This is a genomic window from Haloplanus sp. HW8-1 (assembly GCF_023703795.1).
In the GTDB taxonomy this organism is placed as follows: domain Archaea; phylum Halobacteriota; class Halobacteria; order Halobacteriales; family Haloferacaceae; genus Haloplanus; species Haloplanus pelagicus.
Genome location: NZ_CP098518.1, coordinates 814,482 through 840,895, shown reverse-complemented (window position 1 = coordinate 840,895; position 26,414 = coordinate 814,482). Strand labels below are relative to the sequence as shown.

28 protein-coding genes and 1 pseudogene are annotated in these 26,414 nt (G+C 69.7%); 12 read left to right on the top strand and 17 right to left on the bottom strand.

What is annotated here, in order from left to right:
- Positions 1–95: 95 nt before the first annotated feature.
- From NBT82_RS04510 to NBT82_RS04495, 4 genes are all read left to right on the top strand, one after another.
- Positions 96–1,895, top strand: a complete 1,800-nt coding sequence (locus NBT82_RS04510; protein WP_251330380.1) for a flippase activity-associated protein Agl23 — start codon at positions 96–98, stop codon at positions 1,893–1,895.
- A gap of 84 nt (positions 1,896–1,979) precedes the next feature.
- Complete coding sequence (folP, locus tag NBT82_RS04505) at positions 1,980–4,418, top strand: dihydropteroate synthase (RefSeq protein ID WP_251330379.1); 2,439 nt, start codon at positions 1,980–1,982, stop codon at positions 4,416–4,418.
- Between the two features lie 33 nt (positions 4,419–4,451).
- Positions 4,452–5,231, top strand: a complete 780-nt coding sequence (locus tag NBT82_RS04500) for an NRDE family protein (RefSeq protein ID WP_251330378.1) — start codon at positions 4,452–4,454, stop codon at positions 5,229–5,231.
- 57 nt (positions 5,232–5,288) lie between these two features.
- A complete protein-coding gene (locus NBT82_RS04495; protein ID WP_251330377.1) occupies positions 5,289–5,645 on the top strand; it encodes a helix-turn-helix transcriptional regulator in 357 nt (118 codons plus the stop codon).
- 137 nt (positions 5,646–5,782) lie between these two features.
- On the opposite strand, the gene psmA is transcribed toward NBT82_RS04495, so the two are convergent.
- The 11 genes and pseudogenes from psmA to NBT82_RS04440 all read right to left on the bottom strand — a co-directional run bounded on the left by psmA (position 5,783) and on the right by NBT82_RS04440 (position 14,979).
- Positions 5,783–6,562, bottom strand: a complete 780-nt coding sequence (psmA, locus tag NBT82_RS04490; protein WP_251330376.1) for an archaeal proteasome endopeptidase complex subunit alpha — start codon at positions 6,560–6,562, stop codon at positions 5,783–5,785.
- Between the two features lie 229 nt (positions 6,563–6,791).
- A pseudogene (locus NBT82_RS04485) lies at positions 6,792–7,133 on the bottom strand (Rpp14/Pop5 family protein); the annotation flags it as partial.
- Positions 7,130–7,732: a class I SAM-dependent methyltransferase gene (locus tag NBT82_RS04480; RefSeq protein ID WP_251330375.1), complete on the bottom strand. Its 603-nt coding sequence runs from the start codon at positions 7,730–7,732 to the stop codon at positions 7,130–7,132. The gene NBT82_RS04480 and the pseudogene NBT82_RS04485, both read right to left, overlap by 4 nt.
- Positions 7,716–8,411, bottom strand: coding sequence for an RNase P subunit p30 family protein (locus NBT82_RS04475; RefSeq protein WP_251330374.1), 696 nt, complete (start codon positions 8,409–8,411; stop codon positions 7,716–7,718). The genes NBT82_RS04480 and NBT82_RS04475 overlap by 17 nt, the downstream gene beginning before the upstream one ends.
- A gap of 39 nt (positions 8,412–8,450) precedes the next feature.
- The gene (locus NBT82_RS04470; protein ID WP_251330373.1) at positions 8,451–9,566 is read right to left on the bottom strand and encodes a M20 family metallopeptidase; all 1,116 of its coding nucleotides are present in this window, start codon (positions 9,564–9,566) and stop codon (positions 8,451–8,453) included.
- Positions 9,563–10,447 (bottom strand): diaminopimelate epimerase, encoded by an 885-nt coding sequence (gene dapF / locus NBT82_RS04465; protein ID WP_251330372.1) that lies wholly within the window; start codon positions 10,445–10,447, stop codon positions 9,563–9,565. Before dapF ends, NBT82_RS04470 begins: the two co-directional genes overlap by 4 nt.
- Positions 10,444–11,706 carry a diaminopimelate decarboxylase gene (gene lysA / locus NBT82_RS04460; protein ID WP_251330371.1) on the bottom strand — a complete coding sequence of 421 codons (1,263 nt, stop codon included), beginning with the start codon at positions 11,704–11,706 and terminating at the stop codon, positions 10,444–10,446. The genes dapF and lysA overlap by 4 nt, the downstream gene beginning before the upstream one ends.
- The gene (locus NBT82_RS04455) at positions 11,703–12,581 is read right to left on the bottom strand and encodes a 2,3,4,5-tetrahydropyridine-2,6-dicarboxylate N-succinyltransferase (protein ID WP_251330370.1); all 879 of its coding nucleotides are present in this window, start codon (positions 12,579–12,581) and stop codon (positions 11,703–11,705) included. Before NBT82_RS04455 ends, lysA begins: the two co-directional genes overlap by 4 nt.
- Entirely contained in the window at positions 12,578–13,336 is a 759-nt protein-coding gene (gene dapB, locus NBT82_RS04450) for a 4-hydroxy-tetrahydrodipicolinate reductase (protein WP_256476676.1), read from the bottom strand. The genes NBT82_RS04455 and dapB overlap by 4 nt, the downstream gene beginning before the upstream one ends.
- Positions 13,333–14,235, bottom strand: a complete 903-nt coding sequence (gene dapA, locus NBT82_RS04445) for a 4-hydroxy-tetrahydrodipicolinate synthase (protein ID WP_251330369.1) — start codon at positions 14,233–14,235, stop codon at positions 13,333–13,335. The genes dapB and dapA overlap by 4 nt, the downstream gene beginning before the upstream one ends.
- Before the next feature lie 240 nt (positions 14,236–14,475).
- Entirely contained in the window at positions 14,476–14,979 is a 504-nt protein-coding gene (locus NBT82_RS04440; protein WP_251330368.1) for a DUF7549 family protein, read from the bottom strand.
- Between the two features lie 115 nt (positions 14,980–15,094).
- Here NBT82_RS04440 and NBT82_RS04435 point away from each other — a divergent pair, with 115 nt between their 5' ends.
- The 3 genes from NBT82_RS04435 (at position 15,095) to NBT82_RS04425 (ending at position 16,888) form a co-directional block, all read left to right on the top strand.
- Positions 15,095–15,568: a DUF5793 family protein gene (locus NBT82_RS04435; protein ID WP_251330367.1), complete on the top strand. Its 474-nt coding sequence runs from the start codon at positions 15,095–15,097 to the stop codon at positions 15,566–15,568.
- A gap of 30 nt (positions 15,569–15,598) precedes the next feature.
- Complete coding sequence (locus NBT82_RS04430) at positions 15,599–16,225, top strand: uracil-DNA glycosylase family protein (RefSeq protein WP_251330366.1); 627 nt, start codon at positions 15,599–15,601, stop codon at positions 16,223–16,225.
- Positions 16,226–16,603: 378 nt separating this feature from the next.
- Positions 16,604–16,888 carry a DNA-directed RNA polymerase subunit L gene (locus NBT82_RS04425; RefSeq protein ID WP_251330365.1) on the top strand — a complete coding sequence of 95 codons (285 nt, stop codon included), beginning with the start codon at positions 16,604–16,606 and terminating at the stop codon, positions 16,886–16,888.
- On the opposite strand, the gene hisF is transcribed toward NBT82_RS04425, so the two are convergent.
- The gene (gene hisF, locus NBT82_RS04420; protein WP_251330364.1) at positions 16,885–17,700 is read right to left on the bottom strand and encodes an imidazole glycerol phosphate synthase subunit HisF; all 816 of its coding nucleotides are present in this window, start codon (positions 17,698–17,700) and stop codon (positions 16,885–16,887) included. The genes NBT82_RS04425 and hisF overlap by 4 nt on opposite strands.
- 139 nt (positions 17,701–17,839) lie before the next feature.
- On the opposite strand from hisF, the gene NBT82_RS04415 reads away from it, so the two are divergent.
- Complete coding sequence (locus tag NBT82_RS04415) at positions 17,840–17,998, top strand: DUF7550 family protein (RefSeq protein ID WP_251330363.1); 159 nt, start codon at positions 17,840–17,842, stop codon at positions 17,996–17,998.
- Here the strand turns inward: NBT82_RS04415 and purL are convergent.
- Positions 17,995–20,136 (bottom strand): phosphoribosylformylglycinamidine synthase subunit PurL, encoded by a 2,142-nt coding sequence (purL, locus tag NBT82_RS04410; RefSeq protein ID WP_251330362.1) that lies wholly within the window; start codon positions 20,134–20,136, stop codon positions 17,995–17,997. The genes NBT82_RS04415 and purL overlap by 4 nt on opposite strands.
- Before the next feature lie 138 nt (positions 20,137–20,274).
- Here purL and NBT82_RS04405 point away from each other — a divergent pair, with 138 nt between their 5' ends.
- Together NBT82_RS04405 and NBT82_RS04400 are read left to right on the top strand one after the other, a co-directional pair.
- Entirely contained in the window at positions 20,275–20,958 is a 684-nt protein-coding gene (locus NBT82_RS04405) for a PHP domain-containing protein (RefSeq protein WP_251331347.1), read from the top strand.
- Entirely contained in the window at positions 20,958–22,040 is a 1,083-nt protein-coding gene (locus NBT82_RS04400; protein ID WP_251331346.1) for an asparagine synthase C-terminal domain-containing protein, read from the top strand. Before NBT82_RS04405 ends, NBT82_RS04400 begins: the two co-directional genes overlap by 1 nt.
- On the opposite strand, the gene NBT82_RS04395 is transcribed toward NBT82_RS04400, so the two are convergent.
- The gene (locus NBT82_RS04395; RefSeq protein WP_251330361.1) at positions 22,037–22,510 is read right to left on the bottom strand and encodes an NUDIX hydrolase; all 474 of its coding nucleotides are present in this window, start codon (positions 22,508–22,510) and stop codon (positions 22,037–22,039) included. The two genes, NBT82_RS04400 and NBT82_RS04395, sit on opposite strands and share 4 nt — an antisense overlap.
- A gap of 88 nt (positions 22,511–22,598) precedes the next feature.
- Here NBT82_RS04395 and NBT82_RS04390 point away from each other — a divergent pair, with 88 nt between their 5' ends.
- Positions 22,599–22,745: a hypothetical protein gene (locus NBT82_RS04390; protein ID WP_251330360.1), complete on the top strand. Its 147-nt coding sequence runs from the start codon at positions 22,599–22,601 to the stop codon at positions 22,743–22,745.
- 24 nt (positions 22,746–22,769) lie between these two features.
- Here the strand turns inward: NBT82_RS04390 and NBT82_RS04385 are convergent, their stop codons facing one another.
- On the bottom strand, positions 22,770–23,759 hold the full coding sequence (locus tag NBT82_RS04385) for a transcription initiation factor IIB (protein ID WP_251330359.1): 990 nt from the start codon (positions 23,757–23,759) through the stop codon (positions 22,770–22,772).
- Between the two features lie 175 nt (positions 23,760–23,934).
- Between NBT82_RS04385 and NBT82_RS04380 the strand changes: the two genes are divergently transcribed.
- Positions 23,935–25,032, top strand: coding sequence for a CobW family GTP-binding protein (locus NBT82_RS04380; protein WP_251330358.1), 1,098 nt, complete (start codon positions 23,935–23,937; stop codon positions 25,030–25,032).
- On the opposite strand, the gene NBT82_RS04375 is transcribed toward NBT82_RS04380, so the two are convergent.
- Both NBT82_RS04375 and NBT82_RS04370 read right to left on the bottom strand, forming a co-directional pair.
- The gene (locus tag NBT82_RS04375; protein WP_251330357.1) at positions 25,029–25,181 is read right to left on the bottom strand and encodes a hypothetical protein; all 153 of its coding nucleotides are present in this window, start codon (positions 25,179–25,181) and stop codon (positions 25,029–25,031) included. The two genes, NBT82_RS04380 and NBT82_RS04375, sit on opposite strands and share 4 nt — an antisense overlap.
- Positions 25,182–25,247: 66 nt before the next feature.
- The gene (locus NBT82_RS04370) at positions 25,248–26,405 is read right to left on the bottom strand and encodes a glutathione-independent formaldehyde dehydrogenase (protein WP_251331345.1); all 1,158 of its coding nucleotides are present in this window, start codon (positions 26,403–26,405) and stop codon (positions 25,248–25,250) included.
- Positions 26,406–26,414: the final 9 nt, after the last annotated feature.

The window sequence follows — 26,414 nt, the reverse complement described above, 5'->3', positions numbered from 1 at the left end:
GGCGTCGGTGCGGGGTAGCAAAGTCCTTGCCCTCCGCGGGCCGGCCCCCTGCGAAACCAAAAGGGTTGTTACCGCCGAGACGACAGGGGTTAGCGATGCGTTCCGACGGCCGCCGTCGTACCCTCCGGGCGGTGCTCGCGATCACCGCCTTCGCCCTCGCCGTCAGGCTCGTCACCCTCGGTACCCGGATCTTCCACTGGGACGAGGGTCGCGTCGGCTACTGGATCCTCCGCTATCACGAGACCGGGGAGTTCGCCTACCGCCCCATCGTCCACGGCCCCTTTCTCTTCGTCGTCAACGATTGGGTGTTCTCCGTCCCCGTCCTCGGCGCGACGGACTTCAGCGCCCGCCTGATCGTCGCGCTCGTCGGGGGACTCCTCCCGCTGTCGGCGTGGCTCCTCCGTGACCACCTGCGGGAGACCGAGGTGGCCGCCCTCGCCGTCGTCTTCGCGATCAACCCGCTGCTGGTCTACTACTCGCGGTTCATGCGAAACGACGTCCTCGTGGGCGCCTTTGCCTTCGTCGCTCTCGCCCTGTTCGTCCGGGCGCTCGACCGGGGCGACGCCCGCCTGCTCTACCCCGCCGCAGCCAGCCTGGGCCTCGCGTTCACCACCAAGGAAAACGCCGTCGTCTACCTGCTGTGCTTTCTCGGCGCCGGCGCCCTGCTGGTCGATCACCGGCTGTTCCGGACGGCCCGCTCGGGAGGGTCCATTCCACATCTCGTCCGCACGGAGTGGCGAACGGCCCTCGCCTACCGGCTCGCGGCGTGGGGTGGGTCCGTCCGCCGGGGGGTCGGGCTCGCGCTTGCGCACACGGCCGGTGCTCTCCTCGCGTTCATCGCCGTCGTCGTCTTCTTTTATGCCCCCCGCCCCGAGCTCTGGCACGCCCTCGCCACCCCGGGACGTCTCCCGGGTGTCGTCGAGGCGGCGACCGTCGGCTCGTGGGAGGCCTTCTACGACCTCTGGGTCGGCGGCACACACCAGAGTCACGACTACCTCCCCTTCCTGTACGACTACCTCGAAACGCTGCTGTACGGCGCCCCCTTCGTCCTGCTGTTCGCGGCGATCGGGTTCGTCGCCGACGGGTACGACGTGGCCGACACCGGGGGCACCGGCTCGCGGACCCTCGTCGCCGCCGCGACCTACTGGGGCGTGGTCAGCGTCGTCGGCTACCCCATCGCGACGGACATCCGGGCGCCGTGGGCGGCCGTCCACGCGGTGATCCCGCTCGCGGTGCCCGCGGCGGTCGGCGTTGCGACCCTCGGCCGGCGGGCCCGGCGGGCGGTCGCCCGGACCCGCGACGACGCCGGCGCCGGTTCCGACCGCCTCGCCGCCTGGACGGCGCCGACCGTCCTCGCGGCACTGCTGCTCTGTGGGGCCGCTGTCGGCGCCGTCGGCGCGAACGCGACGTACGCGAACAGCGCCGACGACGACGAGGCCGGCGAGATCATCCAGTGGGCACAGCCCGAAAACGAACTCAAGGAGACGCTGGCGCTCGTCCACGGCGTCGCTCGCGTCACCGACGGCACCGACGTGCTGTTCGTCGGCACGCACCCGCCGGGCAACCCGAGCAACGTCCGGTTCTACGTGCAAAACGAGAGCTCGCTCCGACAGCCACGCCCCGGCGGCCCGGCCTGGCACACCCGCCTGCCCCTGCCCTGGTATCTCGAACGCTACGGCGCGACCGTCAACAGCACCTCGCCCGACGCGGAAACGCTCGGCCCGGACCCGCCGCCGGTCGTCGTCGCCGCTAGCTGGGACGCCGACCGCGTGGGCCGACAGCTCACGGGATACACGAGCCACCGCCACGACTTCCGGCTCTGGAACGACGAGATCGTCGTGTTCGTCGAGGACGACGCGCTCGACCGAGCCCGCGATCGGGGCTACGTCGAGTAGTCGTCCGTCGATCGACCCCCCTGTTCGGGGGGCTGTCACCCACGACCGTGGGACTAAAACCCTCGCCCCACCGAATCGTGAGATATGGATTATCACGCCGCGGCGGACTTTCTCTCCGACCTCCGCCGGTTCGCGCTCGACCCGGGGACGGAGTCGATCCGTGCCCTGCTGGCCCACCTCGACGACCCACACGAGACCGTCGAGTTCGTGCAGGTCGCGGGCTCGAACGGCAAGGGGAGTACGGCCCGCATGACGGAGTCGATCCTCCGGGAAGCGGGCTACCGGGTTGGGCTGTACACGTCGCCGCATTTCGACGACGTACGCGAACGGATCCGCGTCGACGGCCGACGGATCCCCGAGTCCGCGGTCGTCGACTTCGTCGAGCGGGTGCGCCCGTTCCTCGTCGATCGGGCGGTCGAGGGCGACCCGATCACGTCCTTCGAGGCGCTCACGGCGATGAGCCTCTGGTATTTCGGCCGTTCGGCGGTCGACGTGGCGGTGCTGGAGGTGGGGATGGGTGGCCGGCTCGACGCGACGAGCGTCGTCGACCCGGTTGCCGCCGCGGTGACGGCGGTGAGCCTGGAACACACCGACATCCTGGGCGACACCCTCGACGATATTGCGGCCGAGAAAGTCACCGTCGCCCCCGCGGACGCGCCGCTGGTGACGGGGGCGACCGGCGAGGCACGGACGGCCGTCCGGCGGCACGCCCCCGACGCACTGACCGTCGGGTTCGCCGAGGAGACACCCGACGTGACGGTCGCCTACGACGGCCTCGTCAATCACACCGAGGCCGGCGTCGCGATCTCGGGCGCGGACTGGGACGTCGACACTCGCGTGCCGATGCCAGGCGCGTATCAGGCGCGTAATGCCGGCGTCGCTGCCGTCCTCGCGAGGCAGGCCGGCGGCGACCGTGTCGACGCCGCCGCCATCGCGAACGGCCTCCGGGGTGCTCACTGGCCCGGCCGGTTCGAGGTCGTGGACCGCGATCCGCTGGTCGTCCTCGACGGCGCACACAACCCCGGGGCGTGTCGCGCGGTGGCGGAGACCCTCGACGAGTACGACTACGCGGCCCTCCACCTCGTCTTCGGCGCGATGCACGACAAGGATCACCGAAAGATGGTCGCGGAACTCCCGGCTGTCGCGTCGGTGCAGGCCTGTGCCCCGGAACACGAGCGCGCGGCCGATCCGGCGGTGCTCGCCGCGGCCTTCGAGTCGGCCGGCGTGACCGACGTGGCGGCGGTACCGACGGTCGCGGCCGGTCTCGACCGCGCCCGGGCCGCCGCCGCTCCCGACGACTGCGTTCTCGTCGTCGGCTCGCTGTTCGCCGTCGCCGAGGCTCGCCGCACCTGGTCGCGGCTCGCAGTCTCGCGTCGGATCGACACCGTGGACGACGCGGCCGCCGTGTTCGACCGCTCCGGCGCCGACGTGGGGGCCGACGTGATCGGCGAGGGCGTCCATCGCGTCGTGACGATCCGCCTCGATCGCCGGGAGGCACGGACGGTCGAACGGGTCGCCGGCCGGGCCGGCGCGACCGCCGTCACGTCCGAGTACCGCACGGGGCGCGAACTCCGGGAGGCGGTGATCGCCGGGACGGACGCCGAACTCCGCGCGCTCGCCGCCGACCTCGACGGGGAACTGTCTGGGGTCGCCGACCGACTCGCCGACCGACTCGGCGACAGCGTCCCCACTCACGGGTATCCCTGGGAGGAACGGCCGTCGGTCATGGGTATCCTCAACGTGACCCCCGACAGTTTCCACGACGGCGGCGAGTACTTCGACCCGAGCGCGGCCGTCGAGCGCGCCGAGGCGATGGTCGCAGCGGGCGCGGACGTGATCGACGTCGGCGGCGAGAGTACGCGCCCGGGCGCCGATCCGGTCCCCGTCACGGAGGAGATCGAGCGCGTGCGTCCGGTGATCGAGGCGCTCCACGACCTCGACGCCATGGTGTCGATCGACACCCGAAAGGCCGCGGTGGCCCGGGCGGCCCTGGACGCCGGCGCGGACGTTCTCAACGACGTGACGGGGCTGGCCGACCCCGAGATGCGCTTCGTGGCCGCCGAATACGACGTGCCGGTCGTCGTGATGCACAGCATCGACGCGCCGGTCGTCCCCGACAGGGACGTCCCGTACGACGACGTGGTGTCGGACGTGATCGACGAACTCGCGGAGCGCGTGGCGCTGGCCGAACGCGCCGGTCTCGATCGCGAGAAAGTGATCGTCGATCCCGGCCTGGGCTTCGGGAAATCGGCCGTCGAGAACTTCGAACTCCTCGACCGCCTCGAAGAGTTCCGGGCGCTCGGCTGTCCGGTCCTCCTGGGACACTCACACAAGTCAATGTTCGCCCACGTCGGCCAGGAGGCCGGCGAGCGGCTTCCGGCGACCGTCGCGACGACGGCGCTGGCCGTCGACCGCGGTGTCGACATCGTTCGGGTCCACGACGTGGCGGAGAACGTGGCCGCCGTCCGCACCGCGGTCGCGACCGACGACGCCGCAGCGACACCCGACGGGTGGCGGGAATGACCCCTTAAGTCGCCGGGACGTCTACGCCCGTCCGTGTGTACGCTCACCTTCGCCTGGCAGGTGTTTCCCGACGCGCCGGTTCTCGTCGCTGCCAACCGTGACGAGCGCCGTGACCGGGCGTCGGAGCCGCCGACACGAACCGGAGCCGATCCGACGGTCATCGCGCCGCGCGACGCCGAAGCCGGCGGGACGTGGATCGGTCACAACGACGCCGGCCTGTTCGTCGGCATCACGAACCGATGGCTGGCGGACCCGGTTGCCGAACGGTCGCGCGGACTGCTGGTCACCGACGCGCTCCGAGAATCCGACGCCCGGTCGGCCGCACGTCTCGTCGAGCACTCCGTCGATACGCACGGCTACGACGGGTTCAACCTCGTCGTCGCGGACCGGACGGCCGCCTACCTGTTCGAGTGGGACGGACGACTCCGGACCCACCACCTCGACCCCGGCGTCCACGTCGTCGTCAACAGCGGCGCGGCACTGGGGGGTGGCGGGGCGATGATCGACGCCTTCCACACGCCCGACGGGAACCCCGACCGCGCCGAGCGGGCGGCCGAACAGGCCGCTAACGCCCGCGAAGTGCGGACGGCGCTGACTCCGGAACCGGGCGAGACGGCCGACCGGTGGCTGGATCGGGCGGCGGGGGTCCTCGGCGACCACGACTTCGGCGTCTGTATCCACGAAGACGGGTACGGCACCCGATCGTCATCGCTGCTCCACCTCGACGACGACGGGTGGACGTATCGGTTCGCCGGGGGGGCACCCTGCGAGACACCGTACCGTCCGGTCGGTCCGGGCGAAAGTCAAATTTAAACCCGCCGCAACGGTTTGTGGGTGTATGCATCGAACCGTCGACCCGGAGGTGTGTCGATGAGCGCTGCCGAGGGCCCGGACGCCGACCTCTCGACCGACGAGCGCGCCGCACTCGAACTCATCCGCGAAACACGCGGGATCCACCAGAGCGAACTGTGGAAGGAACTCGACATCTCCTCGCGGAAGGGCAGTCGCATCGCCGAATCCCTGGTCGAACAGACGCTCATCCGGCGCGAAGAGACCGTCTACCAAGGACACAACACGTATTTCCTGATGCCGACGGCACGTGACCTCGACTTCTCGCTGCTGATGGCCGGGGACATGCTCTCGCCGTTCATCGGCGAGGAGGAGGTCGATCCACGGAGCGACGCCTTCTCGCAGTGGCTGATGAATCTGGCGTACGAGGAGTACTGATACGGTTTATTGTAAGCCATTACCGGTGGTTCGCCGGACCGTCTCGGCGAACCACCGGTAAACAGTTACAATACTCCGTATGAGGGCGTTCCTGCACGAGACGAGAAAGGAAAGAGAGCGGTCGGTCGCGGCGGCGACTACTCCTCGTCGGCGTCCACATCCGCGTCATCGTCCTCGTCCTCGTCGTCCGGGAGGAGGTCGAGGTCGGCGAGGTGAGTCTCGATCTCGTCGTTGTCGAGTTCGTGGAACGCCTCGGTGTCGAGGCTGACTGTCGCCACGTCGACGCCGGCCGGTTCGAGACTGTCGTCGTTGGTGGTCGCCAGCGCCCGAAGCGCGAGCGCGATACCGCCGTCGAGGTCGAGGCCGTCCTCGTAGTTCTCCTCGAGGTACTCCTGGAGATCACCGCGGTTCGCGCCGATGGAGACCGCCTTCCACTCGTAGGGCGTTCCCGAGGGGTCGGTCTCGTAGAGGCGGGGTTCGCCGTCCTCGATCCCACCGATGAGAAGCGCGACGCCGAACGGGCGGGCACCCCCGACCTGCGTGTACTGCTGGATGTGGTCGGTAACTTCCTTCGTGAGCGCCTCGATACCGATCGGTTCACTGTATCGCAGGCGGTTGATCTGGGCCTGCCGGCGGGCGAAGTCGATGAGTTGGCGGGCGTCGGCCACGTGGCCGGCCGACGCGATGCCCGCGTGGTCGTCCGCCTTGTGGATCTTCTCGACGCTCGTCGGCTCCATCAGTGGCGACCGGGAGCGTTTATCCGCCGCCAGTACCACGCCGTCCTCGGTTCGGATGCCGATACTCGCTGTCCCTCGCTTGACGGCCTCTCGGGCGTATTCGACCTGATAGAGGCGGCCATCGGGCGAGAAGATCGTTATCCCGCGGTCGTAGGCCTGCTGTTGGGCTTGTCCCTGCATTGTATCACGTTGACTCTGACTCGAAATCGAGTTCGGTCGTCCCCGAGCGACGCCGGCCCGGTCCCGTCCACTTCGTGGACGACGCCCCGCCGACGGCCGTTCTCGAACACGACGCGTCTCTCGGGTCGCCACTCCGGTCCGGCGTCCTAAATACCTTTCTTACTCGGGTAGTCGGACGGTCGCGGTCGCCACGAGGGGGTCCGCGACCGGCGTCCGCCGGACGTACCTAGAGATACTTCTCCGCACAGGCCCGGAGCGTCCCCGAGACGCCGCGGACGTGGACACCGACGGGGTCGCCGCCAACCTCGCTGACGCAGGCGAGCGCCGCCCGTGCCGGATCGACCTCGCCGCGACGGGCACGGACGACCGCGTGGCCCTCCCCGTCCGCGAACGAGAAGCGCAACACCCGCAGGTCGGCGTCCGCGCTCCCGGGGTCGCCGAGCAGGTTGCCGGCGGCGTACCACACCGCCCGCTGGAAGTCGCCCCGCGAGAGCGACACGTCGGGACGGGCCTCCAGAGCCACCGCGAGATACCGCCACCGCGGGCTGAGGTGTTTGGGCAGGTGCTTCATCGGCGCTCGGCGGCGATCACGCCGACCGCCGCCGACACCCGATCCACGGCCGTCAGGACAAATCCTGCGTCGGTCAGCGCGTCCGCGAGGATGCCAGCCTGCGCCGGGTCGTCCACCTCGGGGTCGTAGACGCCCGATTCGGGGTGGACCTCCTCGAAGAGCATCACGTCGCCGAGGACGAAACGGCGGGGATCCAGCGCGGCGATGGCGTCGATTGCCTCGCGTTTCTCCGCGTCGTTCAGGTGGTGCATGGCGAAGTTGGAGACGACGATGTCGACGGGGCCGTCGTAGTTTGGATCGCGGAATCGACCCTCGCCGAACGCGACGTTCGAGCGGTCGCGCTCGGTGGCTTTCCGGCGGGCCTCGTCGAGCATCCCCGCGCTGATGTCGCGGCCGACCACCCGGTCGGCGTCGTCGGCGAGGGGCAGCGCGAGCGCGCCGGTGCCGGTCCCCAGATCAAGCACCACCTCCTCGGACCCGGGATCGGCGTACGAGACGACGAGGTCCACGCAGGCGCGGTACTCGGGCGATGTCTCGTCGTCGTACTCCGGCGCCAGTTCGGAGAAGCGTTCGGCGTGTTCCTCAAGCGTCTTCTTCATACGGTCCCCGTTCGACCCCCGGCTCTATGAACGACTCGGACCGCCGGTGGCGGTTGCGCGCCGCGAGTTCGCCCCACTCCCGGAGGCCCGTACGGACGGTGTCGGGGTCGAACCCGACCACCTCGCCGAGGGCGACGAGTTCCCGCGGCGCGCGCAACTGGAGGCGGGAGGACGGGTTCGCACTGACGACGAAGGGGGCCCCCGCATCCGCGACGAGTTCGCGGAGTTTCCGCAGGTCCCGAAGCGCCTGCACCCGCGGGCCGCCCGTCGACCGGAGGACCGGACCGAGGTCGAATTCGATCCGGACGCCGTTCTCGGCCGCCCGGTTACAGAGGACGTGGTTCACGTCGCCCTCGTCGGCCATCGGCCGCGTCAGGACGTCGACGCGTTCGTTCTCGACCGCGAAGCGGTTGAGTCGGTCGGTGCCGCCCCGGACACAGAGTAGCGTGTGGTCCGGGCGGCGGCCCCCGACCGCCCCGCTCGCCCGTTCGGGGTCCGCCGCGACCACCTCGACGCCGTCGACGACGTCGATAGCCGTGGCGTCACGGAGTGCGTCGTAGTCGGGAGTCCCATCCCGCGCCCGGATCACGACGCCGTCGTACCCCATCCGTGCCGCCGTCTGGACGACGCGACCGGCGTCGGACTCGCCGTCGGGAGCCACCTGAACCGCCTCGTACATGGTCGTCCCGAGACTCCCCGGGCGCTTGGGGGTTGCGCTTCAGTCGACCAGCGTCGCGAGCGCGTCGGTCAGCGCCGTCGCCGCCCGCTCCACCGCGTCGATCCGGACGTACTCCCGGTCAGCGTGGGCGACGGGGCCCGACCCGTCGGCGAGGACGCCCGGACCGAACACGACGGTCGGGGCGGGCGAGAAGTAGGAGGCCTCGGTGGCGGCGGTGAACGGGCGGACGGTGCCGCCGGCGCCGTCGGTGACGCGGGCGGCCGCGTCTGCGAGGCGCCGGACGACCGATTCGTCGGTGTCGGTGGCGAAAGCCTCGAGGAAGGGCGTCGGCCGCTCGGTCAGGTCGAACGTGGCGTCCACGGCGTCGGTAGTGGCGTCGTCGACGGCCGTTTCGAGGGACTCTCGGAACCCCTCGGCGGACTCCGGCGGGACGCTCCGCCGGTCGACGGTGATCGCACAGTCCGCGGGCACCTGATTCGTCGCGTCGCCGCCCTCGATCACCGTCGGCGTGAGCGTCGCCGGGCCGAGCGACGGGTGGGGATCCCTGTCGGCGTCGAAGTCTCGGATCGCCGCGAGCGCCCCCTCTGCGGCGGCGACTGCGTTCGTTCCCGTCGCCGGTTCGGCGGCGTGGGCGTTCGCCCCCGACAGTCGGACAGTCCCCTCGAAGCGGCCCTTGGCGGCGGTACACACGTCCAGTCCGGTCGGCTCGCCGACGACGTAGGCGTCGCCGGCCGGGGCGTCGACCCCCGGGAGCACCGAGAGATCGAGCGCCGCCGCGCCCGTGGAGTACACCTCCTCGTCGGGCGTCACCGCGAGGGTCAGTCGCCCCGATCCGGGGTCTGTCCCGAGAAAGGCCGCGAGGATAGCCGCGAGCGGCCCCTTCGCGTCACAGGATCCGCGGCCGTAGATGCACTCGCCGTCCCGGTCGTAGGGGACGTGTGGCGACACCGTGTCGATGTGCGTGTTCAGGACGACGTGGGGGGCTCCCGACCCCTTCGTGGCGAGCGTGTTGCCCGCGTCGTCGACCAGCGGGTCGGCGTCGTGGTCGGCAAGGGTGTCCACGAGGAACTCGCGCATCGCCGTCACGTCCTCGTGGGACTCGATGCGGACGGCCGCGTCGAGGAACGCGACCGGATCGAACCCGACGGCGCTCACCTTCCGGGCACCTCCAAGTCGACCGCGAACTCGCGTTCGACCGGGCCGGTCAGCGTCGCCGGGCCGTCGTCGGGCACGACGATCACCAGGTCGCCGCCGGGCGGCGAGACGCGGACCGGTCCCTCGGTATCGAGGCGGCCGGTCCGCCTGGCTGCGGCGACGACGGCCACGGCGCCCGTCCCACAGGCGAGTGTCTCCCCCTCGACGCCGCGCTCGTAGGTCCGCTGGCGGAAGGCCGCGGGAGCGCCCGGGGCGCCCTCGGTCGCGTCGTCGTCGAGGTCGATCCGCGCGGCGAGGGTCACGTTCGCCCCCTCAGGGAAGACCGCCGCGTGCCGGACCGGCGGGGCGACGGTGGTGAGGTCGACGGCGTCCACGTCGTCGACGAAGGCGACGGCGTGGGGCACGCCGGTGTTCACCGCGGTGACGGTCAGGCCCTCCACGGGGGTGTCGATCAGCGGCCCGCCGGCGTCCCGCGCCAGCGGCACGTCGGCCGGGTCGAAGGAGGGCCGCCCCATCTCGACGGTGACGCCCTCGGACTGAACGACGGCGTGTCGATCGCCCGCCGGCGTCTCGATGACCACCTCGCGGGCGCCCGTCTCGCGGGCCGCCCACACGGCGGTGACGCGCGCGCCGTTGCCACACATCTCGGCGACGGAACCGTCCGGTTGGACGAGCGTCATCGTCACCCGGACCGGCGACGCGGTGGGATCGAGGTCGAGAAAGAGCACGCCGTCGGCGCCGGTTCGTTCGCCGCCGACGCCGGACTCCCGATCGCAGTGGGTCGCCGCGAACGCCGCCCGGTCGGGGACGGGGGCGTCCGCCGGCAGGACGAGGAAGTCGTTCTCGGTACCGTGGTACTTCTCGGCGGTGACTGTCGTCATCCGTCCACCTCCAGATCGGTGAGGGCGGCGAGGGTCTCGCGTTCGCGGGCGATCCGGGGGTCGCCGTCCGCCAAGACGACCTCCGCCGGCCGCGGCCGGGAGTTGTACGTGCTCGCCATCTCGTAGCCGTAGGCGCCGGCCGAACCGATGGCCAGCAGGTCGTCCCGGCGCGGCGTCGGCAGTGGCCGCTCCTCGCAGAACAGATCGGCCGTCTCACAGACCGGGCCGGCGACGGTGACCGGTCGCTCGGGGCGCTCGTCGGTCAGATTCCGAATCGCGTGGTAGGCGTCGTACATCGCCGGCCGGAGCAGGGTGGTCATGCCGGCGTCGACGCCGGCGACGACGGGCACCGCACCCGCCGCGCCCGCGTCGTCGACCGGCTTCACCGTGTTGACGCGGGTCAGGAGGACGCCCGCGTCGGCCACGACGTAGCGTCCGGGTTCGACGGCCAGGGTCGCGTCCACGTCGCCGAGTGCCTCGCGGGTCGCCGTGGCGACCGCGGGCAGATCCAGCGGGGGTTCGTCCTCGCGGTAGGGTACGCCGAAGCCGCCGCCGACGTCGACGAACTCCAGATCGCCGACCTCTCGGTCCAGATCGCCCATCCGGGCGACGAGTTCGCGATGCTCGGCGAGGTCGTCGCCGCTGATGCCGCTGCCGGCGTGGGCGTGGATCCCGACCACGTCGAAGTCCGCCCGGGCGTCGGCAACGGTGTCGGCCGCGCGGTCGTAGGGGACGCCGAACTTGGCGTGGCCGCCCGTGGTCACCTTCTCGTGGTGGCCGGCGCCGACGCCGGGGTTCACCCGAATCGCCAGTCGGCCGTCGAACCCCCGCTCTCGGAGCCGATCGAGCGTATCACGTGCCCCGGCGACGACGGTCAGGTCCGCGCCCGCGTCCCACCGCGAGACGACGACGTCGAGGTCCTCGGCGGGCGGGTTGACCGCCGTGTACTGGACCGCCTCGTAGCCGGCGTCGAGGGTGCGGACCACCTCGCCCGCCGACGCACACTCGGCGCCGAGGCCGGCCTCGCGGACGGTTTCGAGGACGGCCCGTCCGGTGTGAGCCTTCACGGCGTACTTCACGTCGGCGGCGGGGAAGGCCGCCCGCAGACGCCTCGCGTTCTCCCGCACCCGGTCGAGGTCGGTGACGTACAGCGGCGTGCCGTACTCCGCGGCCAGGTCCCGCAGGTCGGCGGCCGACCAGTCGGCGAGTCGCCGCACGGCGGGGTCGCCCTCGCCGGCGTCGGCCGCCTCCCCGCTCATTCCCGGAGCGCCTCCTCTCGCTTCGTGGCGTCGCGGGTCTCGGCTTCGATGTCCATGGCGACGACGGCGGGCTTGTACGCGCCGCCGGCGAAGAGGTCGTGGTCGCCGATGGAGGACTCGACCATCCGGGTGAACGCGCGGCGCTCCGGTGGCAGGCGGCCGTAGATCACGTCCTCCTCGACGAGGTCGTAGACGGGGATGCGCGGCGAGAGCAGCGTGTTCTCGCCGACGACCGTGTTCTCGCCGACGACGAAACCGCTCGTGACGCGACAGCCGGCACCGAGCGAGACGCCGTCCTCGACGACCACAGGAGCGTCCTCGACGGGTTCGAGGACGCCGCCGATGAGCGTGTTCGCGCCGAGTTTGACGTCTTCGCCGATCTGGGCACACGAGCCGACGGTGTCACAGGAGTCGACGAGGGTGCCGTCGCCGACGTGTGCGCCGACGTTGACGAACGAGGGACTCATCATGATGCAGTCGCTCCCGAGATAGGCGCCCCGGCGGATCGTCGTGCCGTCGGGTGTGTTGCGGGTCCCCCGGTCACCCAGGTCGTCCGTCTCCCGCAGGGGCAACACGTCGTGGTAGTCGACGCCGCCGTGAGAGCGCGCCTCGGTGGGCCGCAGGCCGAAGTTGAGCAGGATACCGCGCTTGACCCACTCGTTGGCCTCCCACTGGCCGTTCCCGGCCGACGGCCGGGAGCCAGCCGAGGTTCCCTCGGCGCTGCCCCGCTTCTCGGCGGCGCGGATCTCGCCCGCCTCCAACCCGTCGAGGAAGGCATCGAGCGTGTCGTAATCCTCGGCGGTGGCCGTCTCGGCGTCGACCGCGTCGTCGTCGTAGCGCTGCCACAGGTCGGTTACGTCGGATTGCAGTGTCATAGTACGTCCTCGAAGTCGTACGCGCCGGCCGGGCGGCCGACGAGCCAGTCGGCCGCATCGAGCGCCCCCTCGGCGAAGACGCCGCGGGACTCGGCACGATGCGTGAGCGTCAGCACCTCGTGGTTCCCCGCAAGTAGTAGTTCGTGTTCGCCGGTCACGTCGCCGGCGCGGCGTGCGTGGACGCCGATCTCCCCCTCCTCACGGGGCTGTTCGCCCTCACGGCCGTGGACGCGGTCGGCGGCCTCGTCCCGTGTCCGGTCGATATCGTCCAGGATCGTCAGCGCCGTGCCCGAAGGCGCGTCGCGCTTGCGGTTGTGATGGGTTTCGGTGAGTTCGGCGTCGTAGTCGGGGACGGCTGCGACGGCCTCGCGGATCGCCCGCCGGAGCGCCGCCACGCCGCGGGCGAAGTTCGCGGCCCTGAGGACCGGCACCGCGTCGGCGGCGTCGGACAACGCCGCCAGTTGGTCGTCGTCGAACCCCGTCGTCCCCACGACTGCGGGGACGCCCGCCTCGGCACAGGCCTCGACGTAGCGCGTGCTGGGGTCGGGGACGGTGAAATCGACCAGGACGTCGGGGTCGCGCTCCGCGAGCAGTCGGGGCAGGTCGGCCTCGTCCTCGACGTCGACGCCCTCGACGGTGCCGACCGCCGTGCGGTTGACCGCGAGGGTGACGTCCATACCCGCGCGCTCGTTCGCCGCGGCGAGGACCTCCCGTCCCATGTGGCCGCCGGCGCCGGTGACGGCCACCTCGATCACGGCTCGGCCTCCACCGGATCGAGGTCGGCGAGGACGGCTTCGAGATCCGACCGACGTTCCTCGGAGAGACGGGTGAGCGGCGACCGAACCGTCCCGGGCCCGTAGCCACGGATGGCCATCGCCTCGTTGACGGGGATGGGGTTCGTCTCCCAGAACAGGGCGCGCATCAGCGGCCCGAGTTCGTGGTGGATCTCCCGTGCGCGTTCGAAGTCGCCGTCGAGGGCCGAATGCACGAGGTCGACCGTCCGCGCCGGTTCGACGTTGGCGACGACGCTGATGGTGCCCGTCCCACCCACCGAGAGCGTGGGGAGGATCAGGCCGTCGTCGCCCGAGAGCACCGCGAAGTCCTCGTCGCGGGTGCGCTCGATGATCTCCGAAACCTGATTCAGGTCGCCGCTGGCGGCCTTGTAGCCACGGATGTTGGGGTGGGAAGCGAGGTCGACCGTCGTGTCGACGTCGATGTTCCGTCCCGTCCGCCCGGGGACGTTGTAGACGATCTGTGGGACATCCACCTCGTCGGCGACCCTCCGGTAGTGGTCGTACATCCCCGCGGGTTCGGGCTTGTTGTAGTACGGCGAGATGAGGAGGAGGCCGTCGGCGCCGGCGTCGGCGGAGCGCCGGGAGAGCGAGAGCGCCTCGGCGGTGTTGTTCGACCCGGAACCGGCGATCACGGGCACGTCGTCGCCGACGGCGTCGACGACGGCCTCGACCACCTCGACGTGTTCGTCGTGGCTGAGCGTCGCACTCTCGCCCGTCGAGCCGACGGGAACGAGGCCGTCGACGCCGGCGTCGGCGAGTCGGTGGGCGTCCTCGCGGAGGGTTTCGAAGTCGATGCTGCCGTCCTCGTGGAACGGCGTGGTCATGGCGGGGTAGACCCCGCGGAACTCGGATAGTGTCATTGTGGGATGGGTGTCGTCTGCGCTGTTAGTCGTGTCGGAACGGGTCGACCGCCGTCGGTCGCCCGGGACGGGGTGCCACGCCCGCCGCGAGCGGTGCTACCGGTCGCGTTTTTTCAGAAGAGCCGCGAGTCCACCCGTCGCTGCCGACCGGTCGTCCGGCGTGGACACGGGGGCGACGGGTGGCGGCGTCACGTTCGAATACGGGAGGCCGGCCGATTTATAGTTTGTGCCCGCTGGCGGTCAGGCCGTGCGATCCACCGTCAGGAGGACGCCCCCGAACAGGAGGAGAAAGACGACGCCGAGCGGGATCGGAACGCCCGGGAATCCCCGGGACAGGAGGAGATACGTCGCCGCCGCGAGGACGACGCCCGTGCCGAGAAGAAGCGTCCCGAGGAGGCGAACGGGATCGACGGGCCAGGATTCGGCCCACGCCTCCCGACGGTAGTAGACGGCGGAGACGACGAGCGCCGCCGCGAAGACGGCGGCCCCTACCGTCCACAGTTGGTAGACGGGTTCGAGCGCCTGCCCGCGCTGGAAGGCGGTCGCCGAGAGCGGGTCGGTGACCGTGATGCCCGCGGCGATCGGAACCCCGAAACTGTACCGGATCTGGAAGAGCGGGAAGCGGACGAACAGGAGGGCACCGCCGGCGACTCCCGAGACGTACGTTACGTTCCACGGGATGAGAACCGAGAGCCACGTCGTCAGGACGGCGAGTTCGCCCGAATACTCCGACCGAACCCACATACCGGTCTGGACGCGGAGCCACGGGATAAACCTCTCGCCGTGATCCTCGGCCGAATCCGGGGAAGTCACGGGGCGTTACGTTCATACCCCCTGAACCCAAAAACGGAGTTACGGAATGAGGCGCGACCACTTCGAGTTGGAAGCACACAATATCGACTGGGTGGAGACCGGGGAGACGCCGGCCGAACCCCGGGTCGTTATCGACTTCCACGGCCCCGAGGAGACGTTGACAGACCGGTTGACCGACGCCGAGGGAGACATCCTGGAAGCGGGCGAGACGGACGTCACCTTCCGGTTGCAGGACTCACTCGATTCGCCCGATGCGACAGGAGTCGTGGGCGTCACCGACCGAATCACCGGCGACTTCCTCCTCGAACTCAACGAGGACGCCGACGACGTGTTGCGGTTCGTCCGCGCCGCCCGTGAGTACGGACAGACTACCGGCGACGACGGCGGGCGCTACAGCGTCGTCCTCCAGATCGACGGCGAACCGGTAGCGACCTACTCAAAGAGTACCTTCCTCGTCTACGACGCCAACGGGAGCCTTCTGCGATCGAAGAGCCTCATCCCGTCGGGCGTCGAACTGTAGATTTAGGTTCCTGGGCACGTAGCCGTAGTCGTGCGAAACGTCACCGACCGCATCAGTAACCCGTTCGGCCTGGACCCGCCGTGCGAACGGTTCGTCCCGGGCTACGGCGACGCCAACGCTCACTTCCACGTCGTCGGCGACCACCCAGGGGTCCACGGCGGCGCCGAGACGGGCGTCCCCTTCACCGGCACCCCCGCCGGTCGCCGCCTCCAGCGGGCGCTTCGCGACGCCGGCCTCCTCCGCTCGATCGGCGACGAACCGACCGCCGAGAACACGTTTCTCTCCTATCTCCACACCTGCGTACCGGAGGGAGAGCCGACTGCGGACGACTACGCCGCGATGGAACCGTTCTTCGACGCCGAACTTCGCGCCATCGCGGCGCACGTCCTCCTGCCGGTCGGCGAACGGGCGACGCGTCACGTCCTCGAGACGTGTACCGCCCACGACGCCGACGACCCCGACCTCGCGGCGCTTCACGCGAGCGAACTCCTCGGGAGTGGCTGGCTCGTGATGCCGATCCGGGAGCCCGCGACGTGGGAGTCCGACGACGCCCGGCGTCTGGTCGACGCCATCGACCGTCTGCGCTCGACCGACTACCGTCGCGAGACCGACCTCGGCCGCTTCGTCGCCGGCAACGATCCGTATCTCGTCCGGTGACCCGTGGTCGAACGTCCACCCGACACGGTCTCTCGACCGACGCATATCCGTATCCGACTTCTTATTCGGATAAAAAGCCACATACAACCACCCCAACCACAATTCGTAGCTAGATATTGGGCTAGCCAACAAGCTTTTCAGCACAAGCGTAAATCTAGCACCCGACGCGAACGGCCTCAGGCCCGACGCGTCACGTATCGCATAGCACATTGCGAGTCAGGTGCTCCTCGCAGTGGCTTGGTCAGTCGGACGACCACCTTGTGTGGTCCCGTACGTTCTCCGTGCGGGGGACGCCATCCGGCGTCGCCCGTTCGTGCGGAGAGCAATTATTCGCCGCTATACGAAACCTTGAAACGCGAACCGCCGGTAGCGGTGGGTATGGAACTGCGGGTCATCGAGAAGACCGACGAGGAACTTCGCATGGAGATCGCGGGGGAGGATCACACGTTCATGAACGTCCTCAAGGGGGCGTTGCTGGAGACGCCGGGTGTCACGGCCGCGACCTACGACATGAACCCGGAGCAGTCCGGCGGGCAGACCGAACCGATCCTCTCGGTCAAGACCGACGACACGACCGGCCCGCTCGACGCCGTCGGCGACGCCTCCCGGCGCGTCCAAGACCTCGCCGACGACTTCGTCACCGCGTTCGACGCGGCGGCCTAGAGCCGGACCGGAACGTCCCGGTCGTCGAGGTACTCTTTGACGTCGCGGATGGTGTACTCGTCGAAGTGAAAGATCGAGGCCGCGAGCGCGGCGTCGGCGCCGGCCTCGGTGAACACTTCGTAAGCGTCCTCGGGGCCGCCACAGCCCGAGGAGGCGATGACTGGCGTCGAGACGTTCTCGCAGACCGCGCGGGTGAGCGGGACGTCGTAGCCGTCCTTGGTGCCGTCGGCGTCGATGGAGTTGACGAACAGTTCGCCCGCCCCACGCGATTCGACCTCGCGGGCCCACTCCACGACGTCGACGCCGGTGCCCTCGCGGCCGCCCTTGATCGTACACTCGAACCAGCAGGACTCGCCGTCGATTCGCTCGTAGTGCTCCCCCTGCTCGTCGTAGCGCCGGCGGGCGTCGACGCTGATGACGATACACTGACTGCCGAAGGCGGCCGCGCCGGCGTCCACCAGTTCCGGATTCTCGATGGCCGCGGTGTTGATCGACACCTTGTCCGCGCCGGCCCGCAGCGTCTCCTTGATGTCCTCGCGAGTCCGGATGCCGCCGCCGACCGTCAGGGGGATGAACACCTCGTCGGCCACCTGCTCGACGACGTGGAGCATGGTCTCACGACCGTCCGCGCTGGCCGTGATGTCGAGGAAGACGAACTCGTCGGCGCCCGCCTCGTTGTACTCCCGGGCCATCTCGACCGGGTCGCCCGTATGCTTCAGGTCCTCGAAGTTGACACCGGTGTACACCGCCGGGTCGCCGTCTTCGTCGAGATCCACGTCGATACAGGGAATGATGCGCTTGGTTACGGCCATCCGTATCCGCGGCTACGATGGGGGCGGTCAAAAGGAACCCGGTGTCCGTGGCCGTCGGTGAGTCGGCCCTCGGCGGGCCTGGGGTCGCGGGTCGCCCCGTTCAGGTGTCTTTTTGTATCGCCGCGTCCCACCTCCGCGCATGGACGACCACTCGGACCACGACCACCACCCACACAGCGACGACGAGGGCCGTGTCACCTCGCCCATGCAGGACTTCTCCACCGGTCAGGTCGGCGTCGGATTCGTCGTCCTCCTGGTCGGGGTCGCGGTGACGTTCGGCCTGCCGCTGTTGATTTAATCGAGTTCCCGTTCGATCACGTCGCGGCGGGTGGCGATGGTCTCGGCCGTTCGCTCCAGTTGCCCGTCACCGACGGCTATCTTCAGCCGCTGATCGGGCGTCGTCGCCCCCAGATCACGCACCGGCAGGTCGCCCGCCGCGTCCCTCACCGCCTCGACGTCGGTCGTCTCAACGACGATCCGTCCCGGCGTCTCGTCGAACAGCGCTTCGGCGTCGTCGACGGTGACGCTTGCGCCCGCGTCGGCCGTCACCATCTCCGCGAGGGTCACCGCCAGGCCGCCGTGGCTCACGTCGTGGGTGGCGAGAGTCGAATCGAGGGCGGCGACCGCCGCGACGGCGTCGACGACCGCCGCCGGCTCGGCGGGCAGATCCGGGAACCGGTCGCTCCCGCCGGCCTGTGAGAGATACGCGGACCCGCCGAGGCCGCCGCCGGCCGCGCCGACTTCGAGGAGCGTTCCCTCGCCGGAGAGGCCCATGGGCGGCGCGTCGTACCCCTCACGGACGCCGAGCATCGCCAGCGTCGGCGTCGGCGGGATCGGTCCGGCCACCGAGTCGTTGTACAGCGAGACGTTGCCGCCGACCACCGGCACCGAGAGGGCACTGCACATGTCGGCGAGACCGTCGACGATGGCGCCGAAGCCGCCGTAGACGTCCGGCTTCTCCGGGTTGCCGCCGTTGAGACAGTCGACCGCGGCGTGGGGTGTCGCCCCCTTGGCCGCGAGGTTGGTCGCGTTCTCCAGGGCCACCGCGCGGGCGCCGTCGTAGGGGTCGGCGCTCGTCCACGCCGGACTCGCGCCCGCCGAGAGCGCCAGTCCCGTCCCCGCTTCGCGGACCGCCATGATCGCGGCGTCATCGCCCGGTCGACGGGCCGTCCGCGTCCCGACCTCGTGATCGTACTGTCGGTACACCCACTCCTTGCTCGCGGTGTTGGGGCTGGCGAGGACCGCGTCGAAGGCCCCCTCTAAGTCGGCGTCGGGCAGATCCCGCTCCGGCCGCGGGGGGTCCGCCATCGGCAGGTCGTTCATCGGCGCGCCGTCGGCGAGGAACTCGGCGGGCACGTCGACAACCGTCTCGCGACCTCCCGACTCGCTCCCCTCGAACGTGCAGACGTAGTTGCCCTCGGTCACCTCGCCGATCACCGAACAGCCGAGGTCGTAGCGGGCGGCGATCTCGGCGACCCGCTCGACGTCCTCGGGTCGCACCTCGTAACACATCCGCTCCTGTGACTCGGCGAGCAGGATCTCCAGGGCCGACATGTTCGGTTCGCGCTGGTGGACGCGGTCGAGTTCGATCCGCGCGCCCAGGCCGCCCTTGGCGACGAGTTCGCTGGAGGCACCGCCCAGCCCCGCGGCGCCGAGGTCGCGGGCCGCCAGGATCAGGTCCTCGTCGATCAGCGCCTCGTTGGCCTCGATCAGGAGTTTCTCCGTGTAGGGGTCGCCCACCTGCACCGCCGGTCGGTCCTCCGTCTCGGCGTCCTCGCCGAGGTCCTCGCTGGCGAAGGAGGCGCCGCCCAGACCGTCGCGGCCGGTGGCGTTGCCCACGAGGACGAGTTTGTTCCCCGGCGTCTTCGCCTCGGCGGTGACGAGGCGGTCCTCGGTCACTAGCCCGACGCAGGCGACGTTGACCAGTGGGTTGCCCTCGTAGCCGTCGTGGAACTCGACGCTCCCCCCCACGGTGGGAACGCCGATGGCGTTGCCGTAGTCGGCGATGCCCTCGACGACGCCCTCGAAGAGGTATCGGGAGTGTTCGCGGTCGAAGCCGCCGAAATAGAGGGAATCCGTCAGGGCGATGGGGTAGGCCCCCATCGAGAGGATGTCTCGGACGATGCCGCCGACCCCCGTCGCGGCGCCGTCGTAGGGGTCGACGTATGAAGGGTGGTTGTGACTCTCGATGCCCACGGCGACGTACGTCTCCTCGCCGTCGTCGGCGTAGGTGGGGAGGGCAACGACCGCGGCGTCGTCGCCGGGACCGACGACCACCTGGTCGGCCTCGCTGTCGAACGCGGACAGCAACGGCCGGGACGACCGGTACGCGCAGTGCTCGCTCCAGAGGTTCTCGAAGAGCGCCGTCTCGGCGGGCGTGGGGTCCCGCCCGAGTTCGGCGGCGACGAGGTCGTGATCCGGATCGGACAGGCTCATTCACTTCGGTCTTTCGCGCTCCGGAGGTAATGTCTTTCCATGTGCGTCATCCGGGGCGCCACGCCGACGCCGCACGCTCGGGGGGGTGCCACGGCGGGGATCGGCGTGTTTTTTACCGACCGCATCACACTATCGGACGTGTTATCGGTCGAGTTGCACACACACTCGTCGCTCTCGCACGACGGCCGTGATCCGGTCGACCACCTGCTCGAACAGGCGCAGTCGGTCGGCCTCGACGCCCTGGCAGTCACCGATCACGACGAGATCGACGCGAGCCTCGACGCCGTCGAGAAGGCCCCCGACTACGGCCTGATCGGCATCCCCGGCATGGAGATCACGACCACCGCCGGCCACGTCCTCGCCTTCGGGATTCGTGAGGCGATTCCCGCCGGTCTCTCCTTCGAGGCGACCCTCGACCGCATCCACGATGGGGGCGGCATCGCCGTCGTTCCCCACCCGTTCCAGTCCTCCCGCCACGGCGTCGCCGCGCACATCTCCGAGGCGACCCTCGCGAGTGCGGACGCCATCGAGGTGTACAACTCCCGGCTGCTGACCGGGCGGGCCAACCGGAAGGCCGAACGCTTCGCCGCCACGCACGACCTCCCGATGACCGCCGGGAGCGACGCCCACATCGCCGAGATGGTCGGACAGGCGATCACCGAAGTCGACGCGGACGACCACTCCGCACGCGCCATCCTCGACGCCATCGCCGCCGGCCGAACGAGCGTCGTGGGTCGGCGCACCCCCTGGCACATCAGCTTTCGACAGGCCGCTGGCGGGGCGAAACGCCGGATGATGCGCGCCCTCGGCGACCTGCTATGATCCGGGGAGCCGACCCCGAGACGGTCCGCCGTGCCCTCGAATCCGGCGAGCCGTTTCCCGGCACCGCCGGCTTCGCCGGACGCCTCGACGGTCGTCTCGTCCGCGACGTCCTCGGGCGGCAACCGCTGTTCGGAACGCCGGCGGACTGGGGGTTCTCGCCCGCGGACGTGAGCGCCACAGCGCCGACGCCCGTGCCCCCCGGCCACGTCCGCGAACGGGTCGACGGCGAACTCGTCGACCGTCGGCGCTGGTCGCTCCCCGACCCCCCCGTCGCGGACGACACGGAGGCCGTCGAGGCAGTCGAACGCGCCGTCCACGGCGCCGTGACCGGCGTGGACGACGGCAGCCTCGCCGTCGCCTTCTCCGGCGGTGTCGACTCCGCGCTGGTCGCCGCCGGCGTCCCGGACGCACCCTGTTACGTCGCCGGCTTCCCCGAAGCTCACGACGTGGCCGCGGCACGGGAGGCGGCCGCCGCGATGGATCGGGAGCTTCGGGTCGTCGAACTCACACACGCCGATATGGAGCGGGCGGTCCCCCGCGTGGTCGCGGCCACCGGCCGCACGAACGCGATGGACGTCGCCATCGCCCTGCCGCTGTATCTCGTCGCCGAGCGCGTCGCCGCCGACGGCGTCGACCGCCTCGCGGTCGGCCAGGGGGCCGACGAACTGTTCGGCGGGTACGCGAAGGTGGTCGATCCGGCCGCCGACGACCGGGTCGCGGCCACGACCGTTCGGGGGGCGACCAGGGAGACGATCCGATCGCTGCCCGACCAGTTGGCGCGCGACGCACTCACGCTCCGGGCCGCAGGGGTCGAGCCCGTGACGCCGCTGGTGGCCGACCGGGTCGTCACGGCGGCGCTCCCCCTTCCTGGCCACCTCCTCGCGACACCCGACGAGCGAAAGATCGCACTCCGGCGGGCGGCCGCAGGCTGGCTCCCCGACGACGTCGTCACCGCCGATAAGAAGGCCCTCCAGTACGGGAGCCTGGTGTCGCGCGAACTCGATCGCCTCGCTCGGCAGGCCGGGTTCAAGCGCCGGATGGACCGGCACGTGGATCGGTACGTCGAGTCGCTGATCGATTAGCCGTCGGCCGCGGCGGCCACCCCGATTGCCTCCCGGCCCAGTTCGCGCACGTCGGGGTCGACGGCCGCCTCGCGGAGCGCCGGCCGGTCGTACCACGTCCACGCCGCCGGCCCGGGTTCGCCCGGTTCGGGATCGATCGCCCGCGATTCGACCGTCGCGTAGTAGACGTGATCCACGTGCTGGTGGCCCACCTCGCCGTCGCAGACGTTCACGTCCGCCAGCATCAGGTGGCGGGGCCGGGGGACCGCCCGGGCCGTCGGCGAGGACACCTCGGCGTGGTCCGTGAGGAGCCGCGGATCCAGTCCCGTTTCCTCCCGTGCTTCCCGGAGTGCCGCCTCGTGGGGGAGTTCCCCGCGGTCGACGTGGCCGCCGGGTGGCAGTCGCAGGCCGAGACGCGGATGCTCGTGGAGCGCGACCGCCCCGTCGGCGACGAGATAGATCGACGCCGTGAAATGTCGGGTCGTCTCCATGGGTGGCGCAGGGTCGGCGGACGTATCGGCCTTCCGACCGTGTAACTTTTTCACGGACGATCCGCGAGTGTGGGACCGAGCGCCCTCCATGAGTCACGTCACCATCAGAGACGACCGCCTGAATCGGACCGTCCCCGTCGAATCGACGATCGGCACGATCGAGATCGATCTCTCCGGGACTGAAAACACGATCGTACTGCCCGCGGACGCGTCCCTGACGGTCGAATACCGGTGACGCACACGCCGCGGAGACGGACCGCTACGGGACCTGAATCTGTTCTTCGGCTTCGAGGAGTTCGTGGTAGCGATTGCGGATGGTGACCTCACTGATGTTGGCCACCTCGCTCACTTCGCTCTGGGTCACCTTCTCGTTGGTGAGGAGGGCGGCGGCGTAGATGGCGGCGGCCGCGAGGCCGACCGGACTCTTGCCGCTGTGGACGCCCTGATCCTTCGCGGTCTTCAGCAGGTCGCGGGCACGGCGTTCCGACTCGTCGGAGAGGTCGAGTTCGGAGGCGAAGCGGGGAACGTACTGCTCGGGGTCCGCGGGCTGGATCTCGAGTCCCAGTTCGCGGACGACATAGCGGTACGTGCGGGCGATCTCGTCCTTGTCGACGCGGGAGACGGTGGCGATTTCGTCCAGCGACCGCGGAGTGCCGGCCTGGCGGGCGGCCGCGTACAGCGCGCTGGTCGCGACTCCCTCGATCGAGCGCCCGGGCAGGAGGTCGTCGGCGAGGGCGCGGCGGTAGATCACCGACGCCGTCTCGCGGACGTTCTCGGGCAGGCCGAGTGCGGAGGCCATCCGATCGATCTCGCCCAGCGCCTGCTTCAGGTTGCGCTCCTTCGAATCCCTGGTCCGGAATCGCTCGTTCCAGGTGCGCAGGCGCTGCATCTTCTCGCGCTGGCGCGAGGAGAGGGTCTTCCCGTAGGCGTCCTTGTCCTGCCAGCCGATGTTGGTCGACAGCCCCTTGTCGTGCATCATCTGGGTCGTCGGCGCGCCGACCCGCGATTTCTGGTCTTTCTCCTTGGAGTCGAAGGCGCGCCACTCGGGGCCGTGGTCGATCTCGTCTTCCTCGACCACGAGGCCACAGTCCGCACACACCGTCTCGCCGTGTTCCGTGTCCGTGGCGAGCTGGCCCCCACACTCCGGACAGCGCAACTGCTCGCTGTCCCCGTCGGTACTCTCGGCCTCGTCCTCGCTCGCACGCGCGCGCGAGCGTTCGGTCGTGTAACCGCGTACGCTATCGGTCATTGGTTGTTATCGTGAGCAAAACGGCTCTATACAGAATGTAATCAGAGCCGAATATTTAAATGTGTCGGCATCGGTCGTGCGGAGTTCGGTAGCCGCCGACCGCCGACCGACGTCCGTAACCTGTCGGCAGGACTACGAGGGGTTGATTACGATCGGTCCCGTGAATCGGACCCACATGACACCTCCGATTCCCACGACGGTCATCAGCGGCCCGCTCGGCGCCGGGAAAACGACGCTGGTCAACCGCCTCCTGAGCGATCCGGGGGACCGCCGCATCGCCGTCCTCGTCAACGACATGGGTGAACTGAACGTCGACGCCGAACTGCTGTCTGGGGAGACCGACGACGGCGTGATCGACCTCTCGAACGGCTGTATCTGCTGTCGTCTCGGAGATGACCTCGTGACGGAGGTGGCCCGACTGGCCGAGGAACGGACCTTCGACTATCTCGTGATCGAAGCCTCCGGTATCAGCGAACCCATCCCCATCGCCCGGACGCTGACCGAGGGCACCGACGGGACCGACCCGCCCAAGGACGTCCGCCTCGACACCACCGTTTCCGTGGTCGACGCCTACGGGTTCTGGAAGGCGTTCGACCCGGCCGAGTCGCTCCCGGACGCGGCACCCGATCCCGAACGTCCACTGACCGAGGTGCTCGTCGACCAGGTCGAGTTCTGTGACGTGCTCCTGTTGAACAAGTGTGACATGGTTCCGGACGAGGAACTCGACGCGGTCGAGGCGGCGATCAGGGAGCTTCAGCCCCGAGCGGAGCTTCGCCGGACGACCTACTCCGAGGTCGACCCAGACGCGGTTCTCGGGACCGGCCTGTTCGACTTCGAGGAAGCCCGGCGACGGCAGGGTTGGAAGCGAGCACTCGCCGAGGCAGAGGGCGACGGTCACGACCACGACCACGACCACCGACCCGCGGCCGCCGCCCACGGCGTGGAGTCGTTCGTCTACCGCCGGGAGCGGCCGTTCGACGCCGACCGCCTCGACACCTGGCTCGACGAGTGGGAGGGCGACGTGGTCCGGCTGAAGGGGTTCGCATGGGTCGCGAGCCGTCCCGAAACCGTCCTCGGCGTGAGCCAGGCCGGTCCCGCCGTTCAGGCCGGACCGATCGGCGAGTGGGGTGGGGACGATCCGGCGACGCGGCTCGTGATCATCGGCCGTCACCTCGACGCCGACGCGATCACGGCCGCCCTCGACGACTGCCTGGCCAACGAGTCCGTCGAACCAGGCGGGGCCGAGACCGACCCGTTCCCCCGCGAGGCCTAGATACCCACGTCGTCGCGGAGGTCGTCCCAGGACTCGTGGAAGCCGTAGGTCGACTCCGAAGTCTCACCGACCGTCGACTGGTAGGTTTCGTCGTACGACAGCAACTGCGTCCAGCCGTCGTGGTAGCGGTAACTACAGTACTGGCACATGATTTCGGATACTCACGGCGTCCTGTTAGCTCTGTCGTCGAAAAATCGGATCGACGGGAGCCCGGTTTACGGCTCCAACAGCACTTTCGTCACGCCCTCTTCGCGGTTGTCGAAGGCCTCGTACATCTCGGGTGCCTCCTCGAGGTCGACGCGGTGCGAGACGACCCAACTGGGATCGGCCCGGCCCTCGATGATCAGGTCACGGAGTTCGCGGTTGTACTCCTTGACGTTACACTGGCCGGTGCCGAGCGCCTGTCCCTTCTCGAACAGGAGACCGAAGTCGATGCCGAGTCGACCCTGCGCGGCCATGTCGTCGGGTGCGCCCGGGTCTTCCGGCACGTAGAGCCCCGGAATCCCGAGTTCGCCCGTCGGCTTGACCGTCCGAATCAGGTTGTTGATGACGACGGCGGGGTTCTCGCGGGCCGGATCGTACGCGGAGTCACCCTCCTTGTCCGGGTCGACGGCCTGGTAGCCGACCGCGTCGACGCCCTTGTCGACGCCGCCGCCGTGCACGTCCTTGATCTGCTCGACCGGGTCGCCCTCCTCGAAGTTGATCGGCGTCGCGTCGCAGTGTTCCTCGGCGAGATCGAGTCGGCTCGGCACGCGGTCGACGACGTAGATTTCGGCCGCGCCCTTGATTTTCGCGCTGTAGGCCGCCATCAGGCCGACCGGTCCCGCGCCGTAGACCGCCACCGAGTCGCCGGGTTCGAGGTTGGCGAGTTCGGTCCCGTGCCACCCCGTGGGGAAGATGTCCGCGAGGAGCGCGAACGCGTCCTCGTGTTCGTCGCCCTCGGGCAGTTTCAGCGCGTTGAAATCCGCGTATGGGATGCGGAGTTTCTCCGCCTGTCCCCCCTTGTACGGTCCCATCGCGACGTAGCCGTACGCGCCGCCGGCGAAGCCGGGGTTGACGTTCGTACAGAAGCCGGTGTAACCGTTCTCGCAGTTCTCACAGTGTCCACAGGCGACGTTGAACGGGGCGACGACGCGGTCGCCGACCTCGAGACTCGACACCGCCTCGCCGACTTCCTCGACGATACCCATGTTCTCGTGCCCGAAGACGATGCCCGGCTCCGCGGCCGTCCGCCCCTCGTACATGTGGAGGTCTGAGCCACAGATGCACGTCGTCGTGATGTCGATGACGACGTCGTTGGGGTGTTCGATCTGCGGTTCGTCGACCTCTTCGATCGCCACTTCGTGTGGTCCCTTGTAGACCACCGCGTTCATTGACATTGA